We start from the raw sequence: 17,962 nt of genomic DNA, 5'->3' as shown, positions 1-17,962 counted from the left end.
AGAAGTCACCGGGCGCCCCCCTCAGAAATCGCTGGTCAAACCCTTGATCTCCCAGTCCCCGTAGCGCACCGGCTCAAGGCCGCCGCGGCCGCCTTTTTCGGCTGGGCTTTGGGCGGCCAGGCGATCGATCTCGTCGCGCCGAGCCTGGGCTTCGGCCAGGGCGCGTTGCGCTGCGCCAGATAGGGGCGGGCGGGGCGCCAGCTCTTGGGCGGGGGGCGCAACTTCGGGGATTGGCTCATTGTCGTTCATTGCGCTTCTCCCAAGGCTCGGGGCTCCGGCGCCTTGCATGCAACCGGATCGCACCCAACATAATTGGCCAGACACGCAAACCCAAGAGGCACCATGTACAACACGCTTCGCACCTTTGGCCTGCTGGCGGCGCTGACGGCGCTGTTCATGGTGGTCGGCTATTTCATTGGTGGCAGCTCGGGCATGATGATGGCCTTTGGCTTTGCGCTGCTGACCAATCTGTTCAGCTACTGGAACTCCGACAAAATGGTGCTGCGCATGCAGAACGCCGTCCCGGTGGAGCGCAGCCAGGTGCCTCAACTCTATGAGATGGTCGACATCCTCTCGCAAAAGGCCGGCATCCCCACTCCCGCTGTTTATGTGATCCAGACCGACCAGCCCAATGCCTTTGCCACGGGGCGCAATCCGCAGAACGCGGCAGTGGCGGTGTCCACGGGCCTCCTGCAGCAGCTCGATACCCGCGAAGTCGCCGCCGTGGTCGCCCATGAGCTGGCCCATATCCGCTCGCGCGATACCCTGACCATGACCATTACCGCCACCTTTGCCGGCGCCATTTCGGCGCTGGCACAGTTCGGCCTGTTCTTCGGCGGCGGCAACAACCGCGACAATCCGTTGGGCGGCATCGGCGCGCTCTTGATGGTGTTCCTGGCGCCGGTTGCGGCCATGATCGTGCAGATGGCGGTGAGCCGCACCCGCGAATACGAGGCCGACAAGGATGGCGCCGTCATTTCGGGCGATCCCCTGGCGCTTGCCTCCGCGCTGGCCAAGATCGCCACCCTTGCCGGGCGGCAGGTCAATGTTCAAGCCGAACGCAACCCCGCGATGGCCCATATGTACATCATCAATCCCCTGTCCGGGCAGCGCATGGACAATCTGTTTTCCACCCACCCCGATACGGGCAACCGCATTGCCCAGCTCCAGCAGCTTGCAGCGCAGCTTCAGGTGGTTGATAAGGACCCCCGGCCGGCGCGCGGGCCCTGGTCGGCTTCGCCACGCCGCCCGGCGCCTGGCGGTGCCACCTGGCGCGCGCCGTCGGCCGGCCGGGACAATCCCGGTGATCGCGGCCCCTGGGGATAGAACAAATCAAGACGCACAAACCTGAACCGGCTGGCCTCAAGCTTCGCCTCGTTGCCGCGCAGCGCCTGCGGGGCGTGCTCGCGGGCGAACATTTCGCACCCCTGGGCCCTGCCGATCTGGCTGACGGACGCGATCGCGCTCTCGCCAACCGGCTGATCACCACGGCGCTGCGCCGCCACGGCCAACTCAACTTCATCCTCCATGCCCTGCTCGACAAGGGCATGCCGGGAAAGTCTGGCACCTTCGAAGCCGTGCTGCGCCTGTCGGTTGCGCAACTGATCTTCCTGCCGGACCTTGGCGCCCATAGCGCGCTGTTCCTCGCCGTTGAAGCGGTCAAGCGGGACCCAAAGGCGCGCCACCTGGCCGGGCTGATGAATGCCGTGTTGCGCACCGCGCAGGCCAATTCGGCCAAGTTCAGCATGCTGTCCGACGATCTGCTGCTGCCCGAGACCTTTGGCGACACCTGGCTGGCCGCCTATGGCGAAGACGCCATCATTGCCTTTGAAGCCGCGCTGCTGGCCGGCGCACCGCTGGACCTGACGCTCAAGCATGACGACCCCGAACTGCGCGATGCGCTGGGCGCCGTCCCCCTGATGGCCGACAGCGTGCGGATCGATGCGCGCGACAAGCCGGTGGAAGCCCTGCCAGGATATAGCGACGGGCGCTGGTGGGTGCAGGATGCTGCCGCCGCGATCCCAGCGCGCCTGCTCGACCTGCCCGCGAATTCGCGCGTGCTCGACCTTTGCGCCGCGCCGGGCGGCAAGACCGCCCAGCTGGTCAAGGCCGGCTATGCAGTCACCGCGCTCGACGCCGATGCTAAACGCATGGAGCGCCTCGCCGGCAATCTCGAGCGCCTCGACTATAGCGCGCAAACCGTCGTGGCCGATGCCACCACCTATGCGCCCGAAGAGTTCTTTGCCGGCATCGTGCTCGATGCCCCCTGTTCGGCGACCGGCACTTTCCGGCGTCACCCCGAAGTGCTGTGGCACCGCTCGCTCAGCGACATTGCCGGGCGCGTGCGCCTGCAGCGCAATCTCCTGCGCAATGCCGCCAAGTGCCTCGCGCCCGGCGGGGTGCTGATTTATTGCGTCTGCTCGCTCGAACCTGACGAAGGCGAAGCACAGGCCGCATGGGTGCTGGCCAACCTGCCCGAACTTGAACTGCTGCCGGTTACAGCAGAGCAATTGCCCGGCTTGCCCCAAGCCATCACGTCAGAAGGAACGGTACGCACGCATCCGGGCATGGCACCAGGCGCGCAAAACGGGGGAATGGACGGTTTCTTCGTGGCGCGATTCCGCCGCCGCTCCTAGAATGGCCGCCAGAAAGTCGCGCAAATCACCTAGCGCCTTTGAGGCATGAACTCGTTGCAGCCATTAGCCGCCCCGGCGGACCCATATCGCTCCCTGCCACAAGGAAGCGCCCCGCCGTGATTCCACTGGTTCATCACGCCCGCCGCGCGGCTCTTGGGCTGGCCGACCGTGTGGTCACGCTTCCGGCTGTGCGCTGGACCTGGCGCAGCCTTGCCGACAATAGCTGGAGCGGCAACCTGCCCGAACTGCGCCCGGCCGATGCGGAAGCCGTACGCGACATGATGGCGGGGCGTTATCTGCTGGCCTCCAAGCTGGTGCAAACCGGCGGCACCTCGCCGTTCGCCGAGCCGCCCGAGCACCTCGAATGGTGGCAGAACCTGCAGAGCTTTTCCTGGCTCCGCCATTTCCGCGACCTGCGCGATCCCGGCGAGCGCTTTTTCGCCCGCACCCTGGTGCTGGACTGGATCGCGCGCGATGGCGGCTTTGCCCGCGCCAGCTGGGCGCCCACGATCTGCGCGCAGCGCGTGCTCAATTGGCTGCGCCACCTCAATATGCTGCTCGATGGCGCGACCCCCGAGCAGTCCCGCACCATCCAGCGCGCCCTTGGCGCCCAGATCCAGAGCCTGAAAGTACGCGAAGGGCTGGCGAGCGACTCGGTTGATGCGCTGTTTGCCGGCATTGCCCTTTTGGGCGCCGCCGCCTGCGATGCCGAAGGCAGCAACGATCTGGCCGCGCGCCTGCGCCGCCTCAATGCCCTTTTGGCCGAACAGCTCGACCGGGACGGGCTGCATCGCTCGCGCAATAGTCGGCTGCAGCTGCAATTGCTGGTGGAGCTTTCAAGCGTGCGCCGCGCGCCCCTGGGCCCCAAGACCGAAGCTACGGCTGAACTGGCGGCTCAGATCGATCGCATGCATATGTGCCTTGATGCCCTGACCCTGGGCACGGGCGAGCCGGCTTATTTCCAGGGCTGCGGCCAGCTGCCCCACGACATCCTGATCGCCGTGCAATCCGATGGCCCGCCGCTGCGGCGGCGCAGCATGCTGCTCGGCGGCTACGGCATTTTGCGCGCCGGCGACGCGGTTCTGGTGGCCGATACCGGTCCCGCGCCTGCACCGGACTTTGCCGCCCAGGCGCATCGCAGCCCGCTGGCCTTCGAGTTCTCGAGCGGCAACGCGCTGCTGGTGGGCAATTGCGGCCCAGCCCCTGCCGAGCTCCCCGGCAGCGAAGCTTCGTTCCGGCAAGCCGTTGCCCACTCCGGCCCAACCATTGATGGCCAAGATCCCGAACCATCCGGTGCCGCCGGCCGTCGCGGGCCCCTTCCCAAGCCAAAGCTGGAACTGGCTGAAAACGCGCTCACCCTCACCACGGCCGGTTATCGCCGCCGCTTCGGGGTCGACATCGAACGCCAGATAACCTTGATTGGGGATGGCGAAACCCTGGTCGGCCAGGATCGCCTGATTGCGCAGGGCACGCCCAGTGGCGTGCTCTGCCTGCGCTTTCATCTCGGGCCCGGCACGGTGGTGCACCGGGTTTCGGAAGAAAGCGTTGCGCGGCTTGTTCTCCCCAATGGCGAAGTGTGGAGCTTTTTGTGGGAAGGCGCGAGCCTTTACGAAGACGATTCCGTGCGCCAGTCTGCCTCCTTGGGCTTGGTGCGTACACGCCAACTCGTGCTCGAGGCACAGGCCGCTGCTGGCACGGAGATCGCCTGGATCTTCACCCGCCAGAACTGACAGGCGGTTGGCGCATGCGGGCGCTTCATGCTAGCGAGCACCCGGCAAACACCAGATATAGGGGCAAAACTGATGGACGCGGGCAACACACATAAGATCGGCCGGGCGCTGCTATCGGTGTTCGACAAATCCGGCATGGTCGAGTTTGCCTCGGGCCTTGCCGAAGCGGGGGTGGAACTGGTGTCCACTGGCGGCACCCAGCGCCTGATCGCCGAAGCCGGCCTGCCGGTGCGCGAGATTGCCGACCTCACCGGCTTTCCCGAAATGATGGATGGCCGCGTCAAGACCCTCCACCCCAAGGTGCATGGGGGCCTTTTGGCCGTGCGCGACAATCCCGAACATGCCGCCTCGATGAGCGAGCACGCCATCGGGCCGATCGACCTCGTCGCCGTCAATCTTTACCCCTTCGAGCAGACCGTGGCCTCGGGCGCGGGCTATGACGCGATCATCGAGAACATCGATATTGGCGGCCCCGCCATGGTGCGCTCGGCGGCCAAGAACCACGCTTTCGTGACGGTGGTGGTCGACCCGGCCGATTACCCCGCCATTCTCGAAGCTGTGCGCGCTACTGGCGGCGTGCCCTTTAGCCTCCGCCAGAAGCTCGCCGCCAAGGCCTATGCCCGCACCGCGGCCTATGACAGCGCCATTTCCGCCTGGTTTGCCCAGACGCTCGATTATCCCGAAATCCCCTATCGCGCCTTTGCCGGGACCTTGCGCGAAGTCATGCGCTACGGCGAAAACCCGCATCAATGGGCGGCATTCTACACCACGGGCGAAAACCGCCCCGGCGTCGCCACCGCCCGGCAGGTGCAGGGCAAGACCCTGAGCTACAACAACATCAACGACACCGATGCAGCCTTTGAGCTCGTAAGCGAGTTCGACCCCGCCGAGACCGCGGCTGTTGCCATCATCAAGCATGCCAATCCTTGCGGCGTTGCCGTTGGCCCCGATCTGCTGACGGCTTATCGCGCGGCGCTGCGCACCGACCCGGTCAGCGCCTTTGGCGGCATTGTCGCCACCAACCAGCCGCTCGATGCGGCGGCGGCCGAGGAAATCGTCAAGACCTTCACCGAAGTGATCGTCGCCCCTTCTGCCTCGCCGGAAGCGGAAGCCATCATTGCCGCCAAAAAAAACCTGCGCCTGCTGCTGACTGGCGGCGTTGCCGATCCCAAGGCCGATGGACTAACCGTCCGCTCGGTCGCCGGTGGCCTGCTCGTGCAGGGGCGTGACAATCGCAACGTCAACGACTGCGAGCTTCAGGTCGTCACCCAGCGTGCGCCCACCGAGGCCGAAATGCGCGACCTCAAGCTTGCCGCCGTGGTCGCCAAGCACGTCAAGTCCAATGCCATTGTTTACGTCAAGGATGGCGCTACCGTAGGCATTGGCGCGGGGCAGATGAGCCGGGTGGATTCCGCCCGCGTTGCCCATCGCAAATCGATCGACGCCGCCCAGGCCGCCGGGATCGATGGCGCGCTGACCCAGGGCTCCGTCGTGGCCTCCGATGCCTTTTTCCCCTTTGCCGATGGGCTTGAAGCGCTGGTTGCGGCTGGCGCCACTGCGGTGATCCAGCCCGGCGGCTCCATGCGCGACAATGAGGTGATCGCTGCGGCCGATGCCGCGGGTATCGCCATGGTGCTCACCGGCATGCGCCATTTCCGTCACTGAACAGTAACCGTACCCTCGGGTACGGTTCTGCTTGACCGGTATGGGGGCTTGGGCTTAGAACGGCTCCAAAGTACAGCCCCTATCCGGAACGCTCGCCCATGGCACCCCGCACGCTCTACGACAAGATCTGGGACGACCACCTGGTCCAGAACAATGCTGACGGCACTTCGCTGATCTATATCGATCGGCATCTCGTGCACGAAGTGACGAGCCCGCAGGCCTTTGAGGGGCTGCGCATGAACGGGCGCAAGGTGCGCCATCCCGAGCGCACCCTGGCGGTGGTGGACCACAATGTCCCCACCACCGACCGCTCGCTGCCTAATCCCGACCCGGAAAGCGCCATCCAGATCGCGGCGCTGGCCGAGAACACCCGCGATTTCGGCATCGAATATTTCGACCCCTTCGACAAACGTCAGGGCATCGTGCACATCGTGGGCCCCGAACAGGGCTTCACCCTGCCCGGCATGACCATTGTGTGCGGCGACAGCCACACCTCGACCCACGGTGCCTTTGGCGCTTTGGCCCACGGCATCGGCACCTCGGAAGTCGAGCATGTGCTGGCGACCCAGACGCTGATCCAGCAAAAAGCCAAGAACATGCTGGTGCGTGTGGATGGCAAGCTGCCCCCCCATGTCACCGCCAAGGACATCATCCTGGCGATCATCGGCGAGATCGGCACCGCCGGCGGCAATGGCCATGTGATCGAATTTGCCGGCGAAGCCATCCAGGCGCTGTCGATGGAAGGCCGCATGACGGTCTGCAACATGACGATCGAAGGCGGCGCCCGCGCCGGCCTTATCGCGCCCGACCAGACCACCTTTGACTATGTCCAGGGTCGCAACCGTGCGCCCAAGGGCCAGGCCTGGGACATGGCGCTCGACTATTGGAAGACGCTCTACACCGACGAAGGCGCCCATTTCGACAAGGTCGTGGTGCTCAACGCCGCCGACTTGCCCCCGATCGTTTCCTGGGGCTCCTCGCCCGAGGACGTGATCTCGGTGACCGGCGTCGTCCCCAATCCCGACGACATCGCCGACGAGAACAAGCGTGCCTCCAAGTGGCGGGCGCTCGATTATATGGGTCTCAAACCCGGCACCAAGATCACCGATATTCCGGTGGAGCGCGTGTTTGTGGGCTCCTGCACCAATGGCCGCATCGAGGATCTGCGCGCTGCCGCCGCCGTGATCGGTGACCGCAAGGTGGCTGCCGGCGTTTCGGCCATGGTCGTGCCCGGCTCGGGTCTGGTCAAGGATCAGGCCGAAGCCGAAGGGCTGGACCAGATCTTCAAGGCTGCTGGCTTTGAATGGCGTGAACCGGGGTGCTCGATGTGCCTCGCGATGAACCCCGATAAGCTCAAGCCGCAGGAGCGCTGCGCTTCGACCTCCAACCGCAATTTCGAAGGCCGCCAGGGCTTCAAGGGCCGCACCCATCTGGTGTCGCCCGCCATGGCCGCGGCTGCCGCGATTGCCGGCCATTTCGTTGATATCCGCGAGTGGCAGTAAATCCCTGGGGAGAGCGCCTGGCGCCCTCCCTCGATGATTTCGAAGCCTTGGCCCGCGAAGCCCTTGCGGGCCTTCCCGAGCCGTTCAAGACCCTTGCGGCCGATGTCACCTGTTCGGTCGCCGAATGGGCCGAGGACGATGTGCTCGAAGGCTTTGGCATGGAAAGCCCCTATGAGCTGATGGGGCTGTTCCAGGGCATTGGTTTGACCGAGGACGGTGCCGTGCCCCAGACCGGGCAGATGCCCAATAATGTGACGCTTTATCGCCGCGCCATTCTCGATTTCTGGGCCGAAAACGACACCGACACGCTGGGCGAGATCATCACCCATGTGCTGGTGCACGAAATCGGCCACCATTTCGGCTTTTCCGACGACGATCTGGACGCCATCGACAACGCCAGTGATTAGGGACTAGGACGCCCGGTCATCCGGATTGGGTGACTGCACCGTGATCGCGGCCGGCTTGCGGGCGGCGTCGGTGGTCTGGTCTTCCTCGCTGCCCTCGCGCGGCACGAATTCATAATCATTGCTGAGCGTGCCGGGCTCGTCGTCATTGACGCGCAGCGAGAGGCGCTGCTTGTCCAGCTGCACGAACCAGTCATCCCAATCCACCAGTTCCCAGCCGCCATAGGGGTTCACGTCCGGCCCCTCATTGCGCTCGGCATTGAGCGCATGCTGGCCAAAGGTCAGCTGCAGCAAATAGCGGCTTTCGCGCACATCGGGCGTTTCCATCATGATGGGGTTGCCGGCTCGCGCCTGCGTCCATTGCCGGATTTCTTCCCGACCGCTCAGAACTCTCGCCATTGCTGGGCTCCTTTCAACTGTGTGTGCACAATTGCCGGACGCCCCCTTGGTTCCCGCTCCCCTCGCAGGCAATTCCCAAGCGTCGTGCCGCCTGCTATGGGGAGCCATCCCCAGCGAGGTAAGCCATGACCCCAACCAATAACCGCCTGCTGCTTGGCAAGATCGGGGCCGCACACGGCATCAAGGGCGAGGTGCGCATCGCCACCTTTACCGCCGAACCCCAGTCCATTGCCCAGTATGGCGCCCTCGAAACCGATCGCCCCGGCCTCACCATCACCATCGAGGCCCTGCGCCTGCAGAACAATGTTGCCATTGCGCGCCTCAAGGGCATTGCCGACCGCAATGCCGCCGAAGCGCTCAATGGCGTGTCGCTGTTTATCGACCGGGCTCGCCTGCCCGAGCACGATGATGAGGACGAGTTCTACCACGCCGACCTCTTGGGCCTCGAAGCGCGGCTGGAAAATGGCACCGTGCTCGGCACCGTCGTGGCGCTGCCCAATTTTGGCGCCGGCGATCTGATCGAAATCCGCGATCCCGTTTCCGGCGACACTTTTCTTTACCCTTTCACCAAGGCCGTCGTGCCCGATGTCCGGCTGGGCGACGGCTATCTGACCATCGTGGTTCCCCTCGATGCACCCGAGGGTGAGGAAGAGCCCGATTGAGCTTTTCGGCTGATATCATCACCCTGTTTCCGGACCTGTTTCCCGGACCCCTGGGTGCTTCGGTGCTGGGGCGGGGCCTCGGGGAAGGCTTGTGGTCGCTACGCACGACGCAATTGCGCGATTTCGCCACCGACCGGCACCGCACGGTCGACGACACCCCGGCCGGGGGTGGCGCCGGCATGGTGCTCAAGCCCGATATCGTGGCGCGCGCCATTGATGCCGTGGCGCCCGCCGGCGATCCGCGCCCGCGCATCCTGATGAGCCCGCGCGGCGCGCCTCTGACGCAAAAACGGGCGCGCGAGCTGGCGCTGGGGCCGGGGGCGGTGATCCTTTGTGGCCGCTTCGAGGGGATCGACCAGCGGGTGATCGAGCATCGTCAACTCGAGGAAATCTCCATCGGCGATTATGTTCTCGCGGGCGGGGAAGTTGCGGCCATGGTGCTGCTCGAAGCCGTAGTGCGCCTGATCCCGGGTGTGCTGGGCGGGGCCGACAGCCATGCCGAGGAAAGCTTTGAAAACGGGCTCCTCGAATATCCCCAATATACCCGCCCGCAGAGCTGGGAAGGATCCGAAATCCCATCCGTTCTGCTGTCGGGCGACCACAAGCGCATTCGCGAATGGCGGCACGCGCAAAGCCTGGAGCTCACCCGGTCTCGGCGCCCGGACCTGCTGGATTGAACGGGGTGCCGGATGTGCCCGGGATGGCTGGACTTTGCGGCAAAAATCCCCTATAGCGCCGCCACGACTGGACGGTGGGCTATCGGACCCGCTGCCGACGACAACAAGAAGACCAAATTCTCCGTTGTAACCAAGACCGGGCATCGATCCGCAAGGCTCGAACAACTGCCCCAGTGAAAAGATCAGGACGGATCATGAATATCATCCAGCAGCTCAATGCTGAGCATGTTGAGCAGCTCGCCGCCAAGCGCACTCTTCCCGAATTCACCCATGGCGATACCGTCAAGGTGTGGGTCAAGATCCGCGAAGGCGAAAAAGAGCGTCTGCAGGCCTACGAAGGCGTCGTTATCGCTCTCAACGGTGGCGGCCTGACCGCCAGCTTCACCGTGCGCAAGATTTCCTATGGTGAAGGCGTGGAACGCGTGTTCCCGCTTTATTCGCCCAATATCGCTTCGGTTGAAGTGCTCAAGCGCGGCAAGGTGCGTCGCGCCAAGCTTTATTACCTGCGCGATCGTCGCGGCAAGTCGGCCCGTATTTTCGAATCGACCAACGCCCGCACCAAGAAGATCGAGGCCGAAGAGCGTACGGCAGCCCAGGCTGCTCGCGATGCGCGTGACGCCGAAAAGGTCGCCGCTGCCGAGGCTTTTGCCGCCGAGCAGGCTGCCAAGGACGCCGAAGCTGCAGCCGCTGCTGCCGCCGCCGAGCAGGAAGCCGCTGCTGCCGAGACCAAGAGCGAATAAGCTCACGACCTCCTCCCCATTTCTGCAAAGGCCCGGCCACCAGCCGGGCCTTTGTTTTGCCGGGTGCGCCTCGCATCCCCCGCCCCCTTGCCGCTTGGGCGGCGAACGGCTAGCAACAAACCCATGTACGATTTTGCCGCCGACATTGCCGATTGTGCGCTTGCCGTGGAAACCGCGCTGGATCGGGCGCTCGGTGCGACCCGCCTTTCGGGCCCCGGCCCGGCTCCCGAGCGCTTGATCGCTGCCATGCGCCATGGCAGCCTTGCCGGCGGCAAGCGGCTGCGGCCCCTGCTGGTGCGCCAGGCCTCGGCAGTGTTCAATGTGCCACCTGCCCAATCGCTGATGGCGGGCCTCGCGGTGGAACTGGTGCATTGCTATTCCCTGGTGCATGACGATCTTCCAGCCATGGATGACGATGATCTGCGCCGCGGCCGCCCCACCGTGCACAAGGCCTATGACGACGCCACGGCGATCCTGGCTGGCGATGCGCTCCTCACCCATGCTTTTGGGCTCCTTTCCAGCCCCGAATGCCATCCCGATCCTGCGGTGCGCATTGCCCTGGTTGGGGAACTCGTTGCCGGGAGCGGCGCTGGGGGCATGGTTGGGGGGCAAATGCGCGACATTGCCGGCGAAGACGCCGATCTCTCGCCGGCCGAAATTGCCACCATGCAGGCGATGAAAACCGGCGCCCTGATCCGCGCCAGCGTGCGGATCGGAGCCCTGCTCGGCACGACCGATGGCCGCGCCCTTTCGGCCCTCACCGCTTATGCCGAAGCGGCCGGTCGCGCCTTCCAGCTCGCCGACGATATTCTCGATGTCACTGCCTCGCCCGAAACCATGGGCAAGGCCACCGGCAAGGATGCCGAGGCGGGCAAGCAGACCCTCGTGGCCTCGCTTGGCCTTGATGGGGCCCGTACGGCCCTGTCGCGCACCGTCAACGAGGCTTTGCTGGCCCTGCGTACCTTCGGCCCCAAGGCCGACGGCTTGCGCGCCACGGCCCGCTATTTCGCCAGCCGGGAGCATTAGCGGGTGCACGAACTGCTTGCCGTCTGCTGCGGAACGCCCCAGCCGATCCCGGGCAAGAAGGCCAAGACCGGCATCTTCAAGACCCCGGTGGAGGGCCCGGTCGCCATCGACACGTTAGGCTTGGCCCGCGACGCGGTGATGGACCGCAAGCATCATGGTGGCCTCGATCAGGCGGTCTACCTGTATTTCGCCGACGATTATCGCTGGTGGACCGGAGAACTGGGCGATGAGCCCCTGCCCGGTACCTTCGGCGAAAACCTGCTGCTCGATGGCCTCGAAGGTCGCGCCATCGCCGTTGGCGATCGCTTCGGAATCGGGGCGGTGGAGCTCGAAGTCACCTCCCACCGCACGCCCTGCCTGACCTTCAGCGCCCGCATGGGCGATCCGCGCTGGGCCAAGCGCTTTCACCGCGCCAACCGCCCCGGCGCTTATTGCCGCGTGCTGGCGACTGGCGAAGTCGCCGCGGGAATGGCGGTTACCTACACCCCCTTTGCCGGGACCCGCATCACCGTCGCCGAACTGATGGCGCTGGACGGGGTGCGCGATCCCGATCCATCCATCCTGCGCCGCGCGCTTGAAGCGCCCCTGCACCACAAGCTGCGCGACGATTTCGCCTCGCGGCTCGCCCGCCTGTTCTGAGGATTTCATGACCCTGCAATCTGTCCGCGCCGACCTGGCGCTGCGTGCCCCCGACCTGCCCATCATCGAAACCGCGGAGGCGACCTCGACAGTCGATCTGGCGGCGGCGGTGCATGGCTGCGCGCCCGGACAGATCGCCAAGACGCTGTGCATCCGGGTCAGGGGGGAAGTGCTGCTGCTAGTCACCCGCGGCGATGCGCGGCTCGACAACACCAAGGCCAAGACAGCGCTCGGCGGCCGCCCGCGCATGCTGGGGGCCGAGGAGGTGGAGCAGCTCACGAGCCACAAGGTCGGCGGCGTTTGCCCCTTCGGCCTGCCCCAGCCGCTGCCGATTTTCCTGGACCAATCGCTCAGGATCTATGACGAAGTCATTCCGGCCGGCGGAGACACCCATTCCTCGGTGCGCCTCAGCCTCAAGCGGCTGGCCGAACTCTGCGGCAATCAATGGGTGGATGCCTGCCTCGTACCCGAGGCGGTGACGTCCTAGTCGAGCACGCCCAGCGCCTTGAGCACCAGCAGCGCCAGGATCAGCACACCGATATAGATCCAGCGCCGCTTGTTGCCATAAAGCAGCTGCAGGGCGCTGCGGCGCCCTTGCCGCTCCTCAGGGTTCTCAATCATTCCGCCGCCGTTTGCTGGCTGGCACCGAATTTGCGCTCGATATAATCGGCGACCATCACCTTGAACTGGTCGGCCACATCGGCCCCGCGCAGCGTCGCAACCTTCTGGCCATCGACGAACACGGGCGCCGCCGGGGTTTCCCCGGTGCCGGGCAGCGAGATGCCGATATTGGCGTGCTTGGATTCACCCGGGCCATTGACGATGCACCCCATCACCGCGACCGAAAGGGTTTCAACGCCGGGATAGCGCTCCTTCCACTCCGGCATGGAGGCGGACAGGTGATCCTGGATGTCCTTGGCCAGCGTTTGGAACGTGGTGGAGGTGGTGCGCCCGCAGCCCGGGCACGCAGCCACCACCGGCAGAAACTGGCGGAACCCCATGGTCTGCAGCAGCTCCTGGGCCACCTTGACCTCGGTGGTGCGATCCCCACCCGGCTCGGGGGTCAGCGAAATGCGGATCGTATCGCCAATCCCCTGCTGGAGGAGAATGCCAAGCGCCGCCGAGGAGGCCACAATGCCCTTGGAGCCCATGCCCGCTTCGGTCAGCCCGAGATGGAGCGCATAATCGCAGCGTGCCGCCAGATCCTGGTACACAGCAATCAGGTGCTGCACATCGCTGACCTTGGTAGACAGGATGATCTTGTCGCGCCCCAGCCCGATTTCCTCGGCCCGGCGCGCCGACAGCAGGGCGGACTGGATAATCGCCTCGCGCTGCACGGCGGCGGCCGAGATCGGCGCAGCGGAAATGGCATTCTCGTCCATCAGCCGGGTCAGCAGCTCTTCATCGAGCGAGCCCCAGTTGACCCCGATCCGCACCGGCTTGTTGTAGCGGATGGCGAGCTCGATCAGCGTCGAGAACTGCGTGTCGCGCTTGGCCTTGAAACCCACATTGCCCGGATTGATGCGATATTTCGCGAGGGCTTCCGCGCAGGCCGGGTGATCCGTCAGCAGCTTGTGCCCGATATAATGGAAGTCACCCACCAGCGGCACGTCATAGCCCATAAAGGCCAGGCGGTCGCGAATATGGGGTACGGCAGCCGCCGATTCATCACGGTCCACGGTGATGCGGACGATCTCCGAGCCCGCTCGCGCCAGTTGCATCACCTGGCGGACAGTAGCGTCGATATCGGCCGTGTCGGTATTGGTCATGGATTGCACCACGACCGGCGCGCCCCCGCCCACGAGGACCCCGCCAACATCCACTCCAACCGATTTTCTGCGCAGTGCCGGGCCCGACATGAAACACCTCTTTGCTGAGCCACAAATAAGCGGCGCAGCTTACAAGCGCAATCCGACGCTTACGTGAACGCCGAGGTCTTGAACTAAAGCGAACCAGGGCCATTTAAGAGCTATGATGAAAAACCTCTTCTCGCCCCTAAATTTGCTCGGTCGCTTCACCGTGGGCCGGTTCTTTATCTTCCGCAAGGAACTGCTGCTGCTCTGGCGCGGCTTTCGACACGCGGAAACGCCGCTGGCGCTGAAATTCGCCATGCTGCTGGTACCGCTCTACCTGATCAGCCCGGTCGACCTCATCCCCGACGTGCTGCCCTTTCTCGGCATTGTCGATGACATGGTGATCGTGCCGCTGCTGGTGAGCTGGATCGTCGGCATGCTGCCGCTCGAAGTGCGCGGCGAAAAGGTCCGGGCCGGTGCCCGCGCCGCTCGTCCCACTCAGGGCAATGTCATCGACGGCAAGGCCCGCCGGCTCTGACCCACTGGCCCGGTTCAACCCGGGACAGCGGCAGAAGTAGCTCCATCGAGCCGCGGGATCGCTTCCGCGGCTATTCCATGCGCACCAGCAAGTCCTTGGCATCGATCTGATCGCCCGGCTTGACCAGCACTTCGGCGACAACGCCATCGGCTTCGGCATGGATGGCGGTTTCCATCTTCATGGCTTCAATGGAACACAGCACATCTCCGGCAAACACCGTTTGCCCTTCCTTGACAGCCAGGGTCGAGATCACCCCCGGCATGGGCGCGCCCACCTGCTTGCTATCCCCCAGCCCCGCCTTGGCGCGCAACTTGACCTCGCCCGCTTTCAGCCGATCGGGCACGGTGATGGTGCGCGGCTGACCATTGAGGTCAAAGAACACCCGCACTTCGCCCTTCTCGTTGGTTTCCGCGCGGCCGAGATAATTGACCACCAGCGTCTTGCCCTTTTCGATATCCACCAGCAGTTCCTGGCCTTCGATGAGGCCATAGAAATAAACCGGGGTGGGCAGCACTGCGGTGGGGCCATAGCGATCCTGCGTCTTGGTAAAATCGGCAAAGACCTTGGGATACATCAGCGCTGAAGCGAGGCGGAAATCATCGATCTCCTGGCCCGCTTCCTCGGCGATACGGGCGCGTTCGGCTTCGAGATCGATCGGAGCCAAGTAGGAGCCCGGCCGTTCGGTCAGCGGCTCGCGCCCCTTGAGCACCTTCTTCTGCAGCGCCGCTGGAAAGCCGCCCGGCGGCTGGCCGAGATCGCCGGCAAAGAACCCCACCACTGAATCGGGGAAGGCGATGTCGCGCCTGGGGTCTTCCACCTCGGCGCGCGTGAGGCCGGCCGAGACCATGGCCAGCGCCATGTCGCCCACGACCTTGGAGCTGGGGGTTACCTTGACGATGTCGCCGAACATCTGGTTAACGTCGGCATAGGTCTGGGCGACCTCGTGCCAGCGGGTTTCGAGGCCGAGCGAGCGCGCCTGCTCCTTGAGATTGGTGAATTGCCCGCCCGGCATTTCATGCAGATAGACTTCCGAAGCCCCCGCGCGCAGATCGCTTTCAAAGGCGCGGTACTGCGTGCGCACGGCTTCCCAGTAAAACGAGATCTGCCGGATGGCCTTGGCGTCGAGCTCGCTGTCGCGCTCGCCATCCGCCAGCGCTGCCGCGAGCGAGCCGATTGTGGGCTGCGAGGTCGTGCCACTCAGGGCATCCATCGCCGCATCCACCGCATCAACGCCTGCTTCCACCGCGGCGAGCACCGTCGCGGCGGCCGCCCCTGAGGTGTCGTGGGTATGAAGGTGAATGGGCAGGCCCACTTCTTCCTTGAGCGTTGCCACAAGCTTGCGCGCGGCGGCTGGCTTGAGCACGCCAGCCATGTCCTTGATCCCCAGCACATGACTGCCGGCCGCTTCCAACTCCTTGGCGAGCGCCACATAGTATTTGAGGTCATATTTGGCCCGGTCGGGGTCCAGCATGTCGCCGGTATAGCAGAGGACGCCTTCGCAGACCTTGTCGGCCTCGAGCACCGCGTGCATGGCGACGCGCATATTGTCGACCCAGTTGAGGCAATCAAAGACGCGAAACACATCCACGCCCCCTTTGGCGGCCTGCTGCACAAAGAAGCGCACCACATTGTCGGGGTAATTGGTGTAGCCCACGCCATTGGAGCCGCGCAGCAGCATCTGCGTCAAAATATTGGGCGCGCCATCGCGCACTTGCGCCAGCCGCTCCCAGGGGTCTTCATTGAGGAAGCGCATGGCGACATCAAAGGTCGCCCCGCCCCAGCACTCCAGCGAAAACAGGTTCGGCAGCCCATTGGCATAGGCCTGCGCCACCCGCGTGATGTCGAACGAGCGCATCCGCGTGGCGAGCAGGCTTTGATGCGCATCGCGCATCGTGGTGTCGGTGAAGAGAACGCGCTTTTGCGCCTTCATCCAGTCGGCGAGGCCCCTGGGTCCCGCGCGTTCCAGCACCTGCCGGCTTCCTTCGGCTGCGGCAGGCGGCGCGAACTGCGGCACGACAGGGGCCGCTGCCTCGGCGGGCGGACGCGGGCGGTCGCGCACTTCGGGATGCCCGTTGATCGTCACATCGGCGATGTAGCTGAGGAGCTTGGTCGCCCGGTCCTTGCGGCGGGCAATGTCGAACAGCGCCGGCGTGGTGTCGATGAAGCGCGTCGTATAGCGGTTCTCGACGAAATCTGGGTGGGTGATGATGTTTTCGAGGAACGCCAGGTTGGTCGACACACCCCGGATACGGAACTCGCGCAGGGCGCGATGCATGCGGGCAATGGCTTCCTCGGGCGTCGGGGCCCAGCAGGTGACCTTTTCCAGCAGCGGGTCGTAATAGCGGGTGATCACAGCCCCCGCATATGCGGTGCCGCCATCGAGGCGCACGCCAAAGCCGGTGGCGCCGCGATAAGCGGTAATGCGGCCATAATCGGGAATGAAGTTCTGCTCGGGATCTTCCGTCGTCACCCGGCACTGGATGGCATTGCCATGCAGCTTGATATCGGCCTGGAGCGGCACGCCCGATTCCGGCGTGCCGATCACCGCGCCATCGAGCAGCTTGATTTGCGCCTTGACGATGTCGATCCCCGTCACTTCCTCGGTGACGGTATGCTCCACCTGAATACGCGGATTGACCTCAATGAAATAAAATTCGTCGGTATCGGCATCCATCAGGAACTCGACCGTACCCGCGCCGCGATACTGGGCGGCATTGCCCAGCCGCAGCGCCGCATCGGTGAGCTTGGTGCGCACTTCTTCCGACAGGTACGGGGCGGGCGCGCGCTCCACCACTTTCTGGTTGCGCCGCTGCACCGAGCAATCGCGCTCGAAGAGATGCACGAGATTGCCGTGATCATCCCCCACGAGTTGCACCTCGACATGGCGGGCCCGTTCGACGAGCTTTTCGAGATACATCTCGTCCTTGCCAAAAGCCGCCTTGGCTTCGCGCTTGCCTTCCGAGACCTCCGCCAGCAGCGTTGATTCATTCATGATCCGGCGCATGCCGCGCCCGCCCCCGCCCCAGCTGGCTTTCAGCATCAGCGGATAGCCGATCTCGGCCGCCATGGCCTTGACCGCATCGAGATCGTCGGGCAGCGCATCCGTGGCGGGCACCACCGGCACGCCGGCGGCGATCGCCATGTTGCGGGCGGCAACCTTGTTGCCGAGATCACGCATGGTCTGCGCCTTGGGGCCGATGAAAACGATCCCGGCCGCCTCGCAGGCATCGGCGAATTCCGGGCTTTCCGAGAGGAGCCCATAGCCGGGGTGGATGGCATCGGCGCCCGACAGGCGCGCCACCCGGATATATTCGTCGATCTGCAGATAGGCCTCGACGGGCCCCTTGCCCACCCCGATCAGATAGGCCTCGTCGGCCTTGAAGCGATGCAGCGCCAGTTTGTCTTCTTCGGCAAACACCGCAACGGTCTTGAGCCCGAGTTCATTGGCGGCCCGGAACACGCGAATGGCGATCTCGCTGCGATTGGCAACAAGGATTTTCTTGATTGGCATCGATTTAAATTCCCGGCCAGAGGGGATTGGGGCGCAACAA

Annotated in this window: 18 protein-coding genes; 13 read left to right on the top strand and 5 right to left on the bottom strand. The window is 64.7% G+C overall.

The genetic code is table 11. From position 1 onward, the window contains the following. Positions 1-21 precede the first annotated feature (21 nt). Positions 22-249: a DUF1674 domain-containing protein gene (locus tag AC3YMN_RS08300; RefSeq protein WP_489889656.1), complete on the bottom strand. Its 228-nt coding sequence runs from the start codon at positions 247-249 to the stop codon at positions 22-24. Between the two features lie 93 nt (positions 250-342). On the opposite strand from AC3YMN_RS08300, the gene htpX reads away from it, so the two are divergent. The 6 genes from htpX (at position 343) to AC3YMN_RS08270 (ending at position 7,940) form a co-directional block, all read left to right on the top strand. Further along, positions 343-1,326 carry a zinc metalloprotease HtpX gene (gene htpX, locus AC3YMN_RS08295; RefSeq protein ID WP_489889655.1) on the top strand — a complete coding sequence of 328 codons (984 nt, stop codon included), beginning with the start codon at positions 343-345 and terminating at the stop codon, positions 1,324-1,326. Between the two features lie 74 nt (positions 1,327-1,400). Then, positions 1,401-2,636, top strand: coding sequence for an RsmB/NOP family class I SAM-dependent RNA methyltransferase (locus AC3YMN_RS08290; RefSeq protein WP_489889654.1), 1,236 nt, complete (start codon positions 1,401-1,403; stop codon positions 2,634-2,636). Positions 2,637-2,752: 116 nt separating this feature from the next. Further along, positions 2,753-4,366, top strand: coding sequence for a heparinase II/III family protein (locus AC3YMN_RS08285; protein WP_489889653.1), 1,614 nt, complete (start codon positions 2,753-2,755; stop codon positions 4,364-4,366). A 72-nt stretch (positions 4,367-4,438) separates the two neighbouring features. Further along, positions 4,439-6,031 carry a bifunctional phosphoribosylaminoimidazolecarboxamide formyltransferase/IMP cyclohydrolase gene (purH, locus tag AC3YMN_RS08280; RefSeq protein ID WP_489889652.1) on the top strand — a complete coding sequence of 531 codons (1,593 nt, stop codon included), beginning with the start codon at positions 4,439-4,441 and terminating at the stop codon, positions 6,029-6,031. Positions 6,032-6,129: 98 nt separating this feature from the next. Continuing rightward, positions 6,130-7,533, top strand: a complete 1,404-nt coding sequence (gene leuC / locus AC3YMN_RS08275; RefSeq protein WP_172121561.1) for a 3-isopropylmalate dehydratase large subunit — start codon at positions 6,130-6,132, stop codon at positions 7,531-7,533. After that, positions 7,524-7,940, top strand: coding sequence for a metallopeptidase family protein (locus tag AC3YMN_RS08270; RefSeq protein WP_489889651.1), 417 nt, complete (start codon positions 7,524-7,526; stop codon positions 7,938-7,940). Before leuC ends, AC3YMN_RS08270 begins: the two co-directional genes overlap by 10 nt. A gap of 3 nt (positions 7,941-7,943) precedes the next feature. On the opposite strand, the gene AC3YMN_RS08265 is transcribed toward AC3YMN_RS08270, so the two are convergent. Further along, positions 7,944-8,336: a hypothetical protein gene (locus AC3YMN_RS08265; protein ID WP_489889650.1), complete on the bottom strand. Its 393-nt coding sequence runs from the start codon at positions 8,334-8,336 to the stop codon at positions 7,944-7,946. 125 nt (positions 8,337-8,461) lie between these two features. Between AC3YMN_RS08265 and rimM the strand changes: the two genes are divergently transcribed. From rimM to AC3YMN_RS08235, 6 genes are all read left to right on the top strand, one after another. Continuing rightward, positions 8,462-8,998 carry a ribosome maturation factor RimM gene (gene rimM / locus AC3YMN_RS08260; protein ID WP_127754758.1) on the top strand — a complete coding sequence of 179 codons (537 nt, stop codon included), beginning with the start codon at positions 8,462-8,464 and terminating at the stop codon, positions 8,996-8,998. Further along, positions 8,995-9,675: a tRNA (guanosine(37)-N1)-methyltransferase TrmD gene (gene trmD, locus AC3YMN_RS08255; RefSeq protein WP_489889649.1), complete on the top strand. Its 681-nt coding sequence runs from the start codon at positions 8,995-8,997 to the stop codon at positions 9,673-9,675. The genes rimM and trmD overlap by 4 nt, the downstream gene beginning before the upstream one ends. Before the next feature lie 194 nt (positions 9,676-9,869). Beyond that, positions 9,870-10,415 (top strand): 50S ribosomal protein L19, encoded by a 546-nt coding sequence (rplS, locus tag AC3YMN_RS08250; protein ID WP_173088316.1) that lies wholly within the window; start codon positions 9,870-9,872, stop codon positions 10,413-10,415. A 123-nt stretch (positions 10,416-10,538) separates the two neighbouring features. Beyond that, positions 10,539-11,441, top strand: a complete 903-nt coding sequence (locus AC3YMN_RS08245) for a polyprenyl synthetase family protein (RefSeq protein ID WP_127754761.1) — start codon at positions 10,539-10,541, stop codon at positions 11,439-11,441. A 3-nt stretch (positions 11,442-11,444) separates the two neighbouring features. Then, positions 11,445-12,080, top strand: a complete 636-nt coding sequence (locus AC3YMN_RS08240; protein WP_489889648.1) for an MOSC domain-containing protein — start codon at positions 11,445-11,447, stop codon at positions 12,078-12,080. Between the two features lie 7 nt (positions 12,081-12,087). Beyond that, on the top strand, positions 12,088-12,567 hold the full coding sequence (locus AC3YMN_RS08235; protein ID WP_489889647.1) for a YbaK/EbsC family protein: 480 nt from the start codon (positions 12,088-12,090) through the stop codon (positions 12,565-12,567). Here AC3YMN_RS08235 and AC3YMN_RS08230 read toward each other — a convergent pair. Both AC3YMN_RS08230 and ispG read right to left on the bottom strand, forming a co-directional pair. Beyond that, the gene (locus AC3YMN_RS08230) at positions 12,564-12,701 is read right to left on the bottom strand and encodes a hypothetical protein (RefSeq protein WP_489889646.1); all 138 of its coding nucleotides are present in this window, start codon (positions 12,699-12,701) and stop codon (positions 12,564-12,566) included. The two genes, AC3YMN_RS08235 and AC3YMN_RS08230, sit on opposite strands and share 4 nt — an antisense overlap. Further along, entirely contained in the window at positions 12,698-13,939 is a 1,242-nt protein-coding gene (gene ispG / locus AC3YMN_RS08225; protein WP_489889645.1) for a flavodoxin-dependent (E)-4-hydroxy-3-methylbut-2-enyl-diphosphate synthase, read from the bottom strand. The genes AC3YMN_RS08230 and ispG overlap by 4 nt, the downstream gene beginning before the upstream one ends. Positions 13,940-14,054: 115 nt before the next feature. On the opposite strand from ispG, the gene AC3YMN_RS08220 reads away from it, so the two are divergent. Next, positions 14,055-14,411 (top strand): YkvA family protein, encoded by a 357-nt coding sequence (locus AC3YMN_RS08220; RefSeq protein ID WP_489889644.1) that lies wholly within the window; start codon positions 14,055-14,057, stop codon positions 14,409-14,411. Positions 14,412-14,481: 70 nt separating this feature from the next. On the opposite strand, the gene pyc is transcribed toward AC3YMN_RS08220, so the two are convergent. Then, on the bottom strand, positions 14,482-17,922 hold the full coding sequence (gene pyc / locus AC3YMN_RS08215) for a pyruvate carboxylase (protein ID WP_489889643.1): 3,441 nt from the start codon (positions 17,920-17,922) through the stop codon (positions 14,482-14,484). Positions 17,923-17,962: the final 40 nt, after the last annotated feature.

Source organism: Devosia sp. Z11_6 (assembly GCF_058133665.1).
The sequence above is the reverse complement of the archived record's forward strand: the minus strand, read 5'-3'. Positions and strand labels throughout refer to the sequence as shown.

Bases quoted from the DNA above. Each gene is read 5' to 3' on its own strand.
- AC3YMN_RS08220 (WP_489889644.1), top strand. From the start codon at position 14,055: ATGAAAAACCTCTTCTCGCCCCTAAATTTGCTCGGTCGCTTCACCGTG.
- purH (WP_489889652.1), top strand. From the start codon at position 4,439: ATGGACGCGGGCAACACACATAAGATCGGCCGGGCGCTGCTATCGGTG.
- ispG (WP_489889645.1), bottom strand. From the start codon at position 13,939: ATGTCGGGCCCGGCACTGCGCAGAAAATCGGTTGGAGTGGATGTTGGC.
- AC3YMN_RS08235 (WP_489889647.1), top strand. From the start codon at position 12,088: ATGACCCTGCAATCTGTCCGCGCCGACCTGGCGCTGCGTGCCCCCGAC.
- rimM (WP_127754758.1), top strand. From the start codon at position 8,462: ATGACCCCAACCAATAACCGCCTGCTGCTTGGCAAGATCGGGGCCGCA.
- AC3YMN_RS08265 (WP_489889650.1), bottom strand. From the start codon at position 8,336: ATGGCGAGAGTTCTGAGCGGTCGGGAAGAAATCCGGCAATGGACGCAG.
- htpX (WP_489889655.1), top strand. From the start codon at position 343: ATGTACAACACGCTTCGCACCTTTGGCCTGCTGGCGGCGCTGACGGCG.
- rplS (WP_173088316.1), top strand. From the start codon at position 9,870: ATGAATATCATCCAGCAGCTCAATGCTGAGCATGTTGAGCAGCTCGCC.
- leuC (WP_172121561.1), top strand. From the start codon at position 6,130: ATGGCACCCCGCACGCTCTACGACAAGATCTGGGACGACCACCTGGTC.
- AC3YMN_RS08300 (WP_489889656.1), bottom strand. From the start codon at position 249: ATGAACGACAATGAGCCAATCCCCGAAGTTGCGCCCCCCGCCCAAGAG.
- pyc (WP_489889643.1), bottom strand. From the start codon at position 17,922: ATGCCAATCAAGAAAATCCTTGTTGCCAATCGCAGCGAGATCGCCATT.
- AC3YMN_RS08245 (WP_127754761.1), top strand. From the start codon at position 10,539: ATGTACGATTTTGCCGCCGACATTGCCGATTGTGCGCTTGCCGTGGAA.
- AC3YMN_RS08230 (WP_489889646.1), bottom strand. From the start codon at position 12,701: ATGATTGAGAACCCTGAGGAGCGGCAAGGGCGCCGCAGCGCCCTGCAG.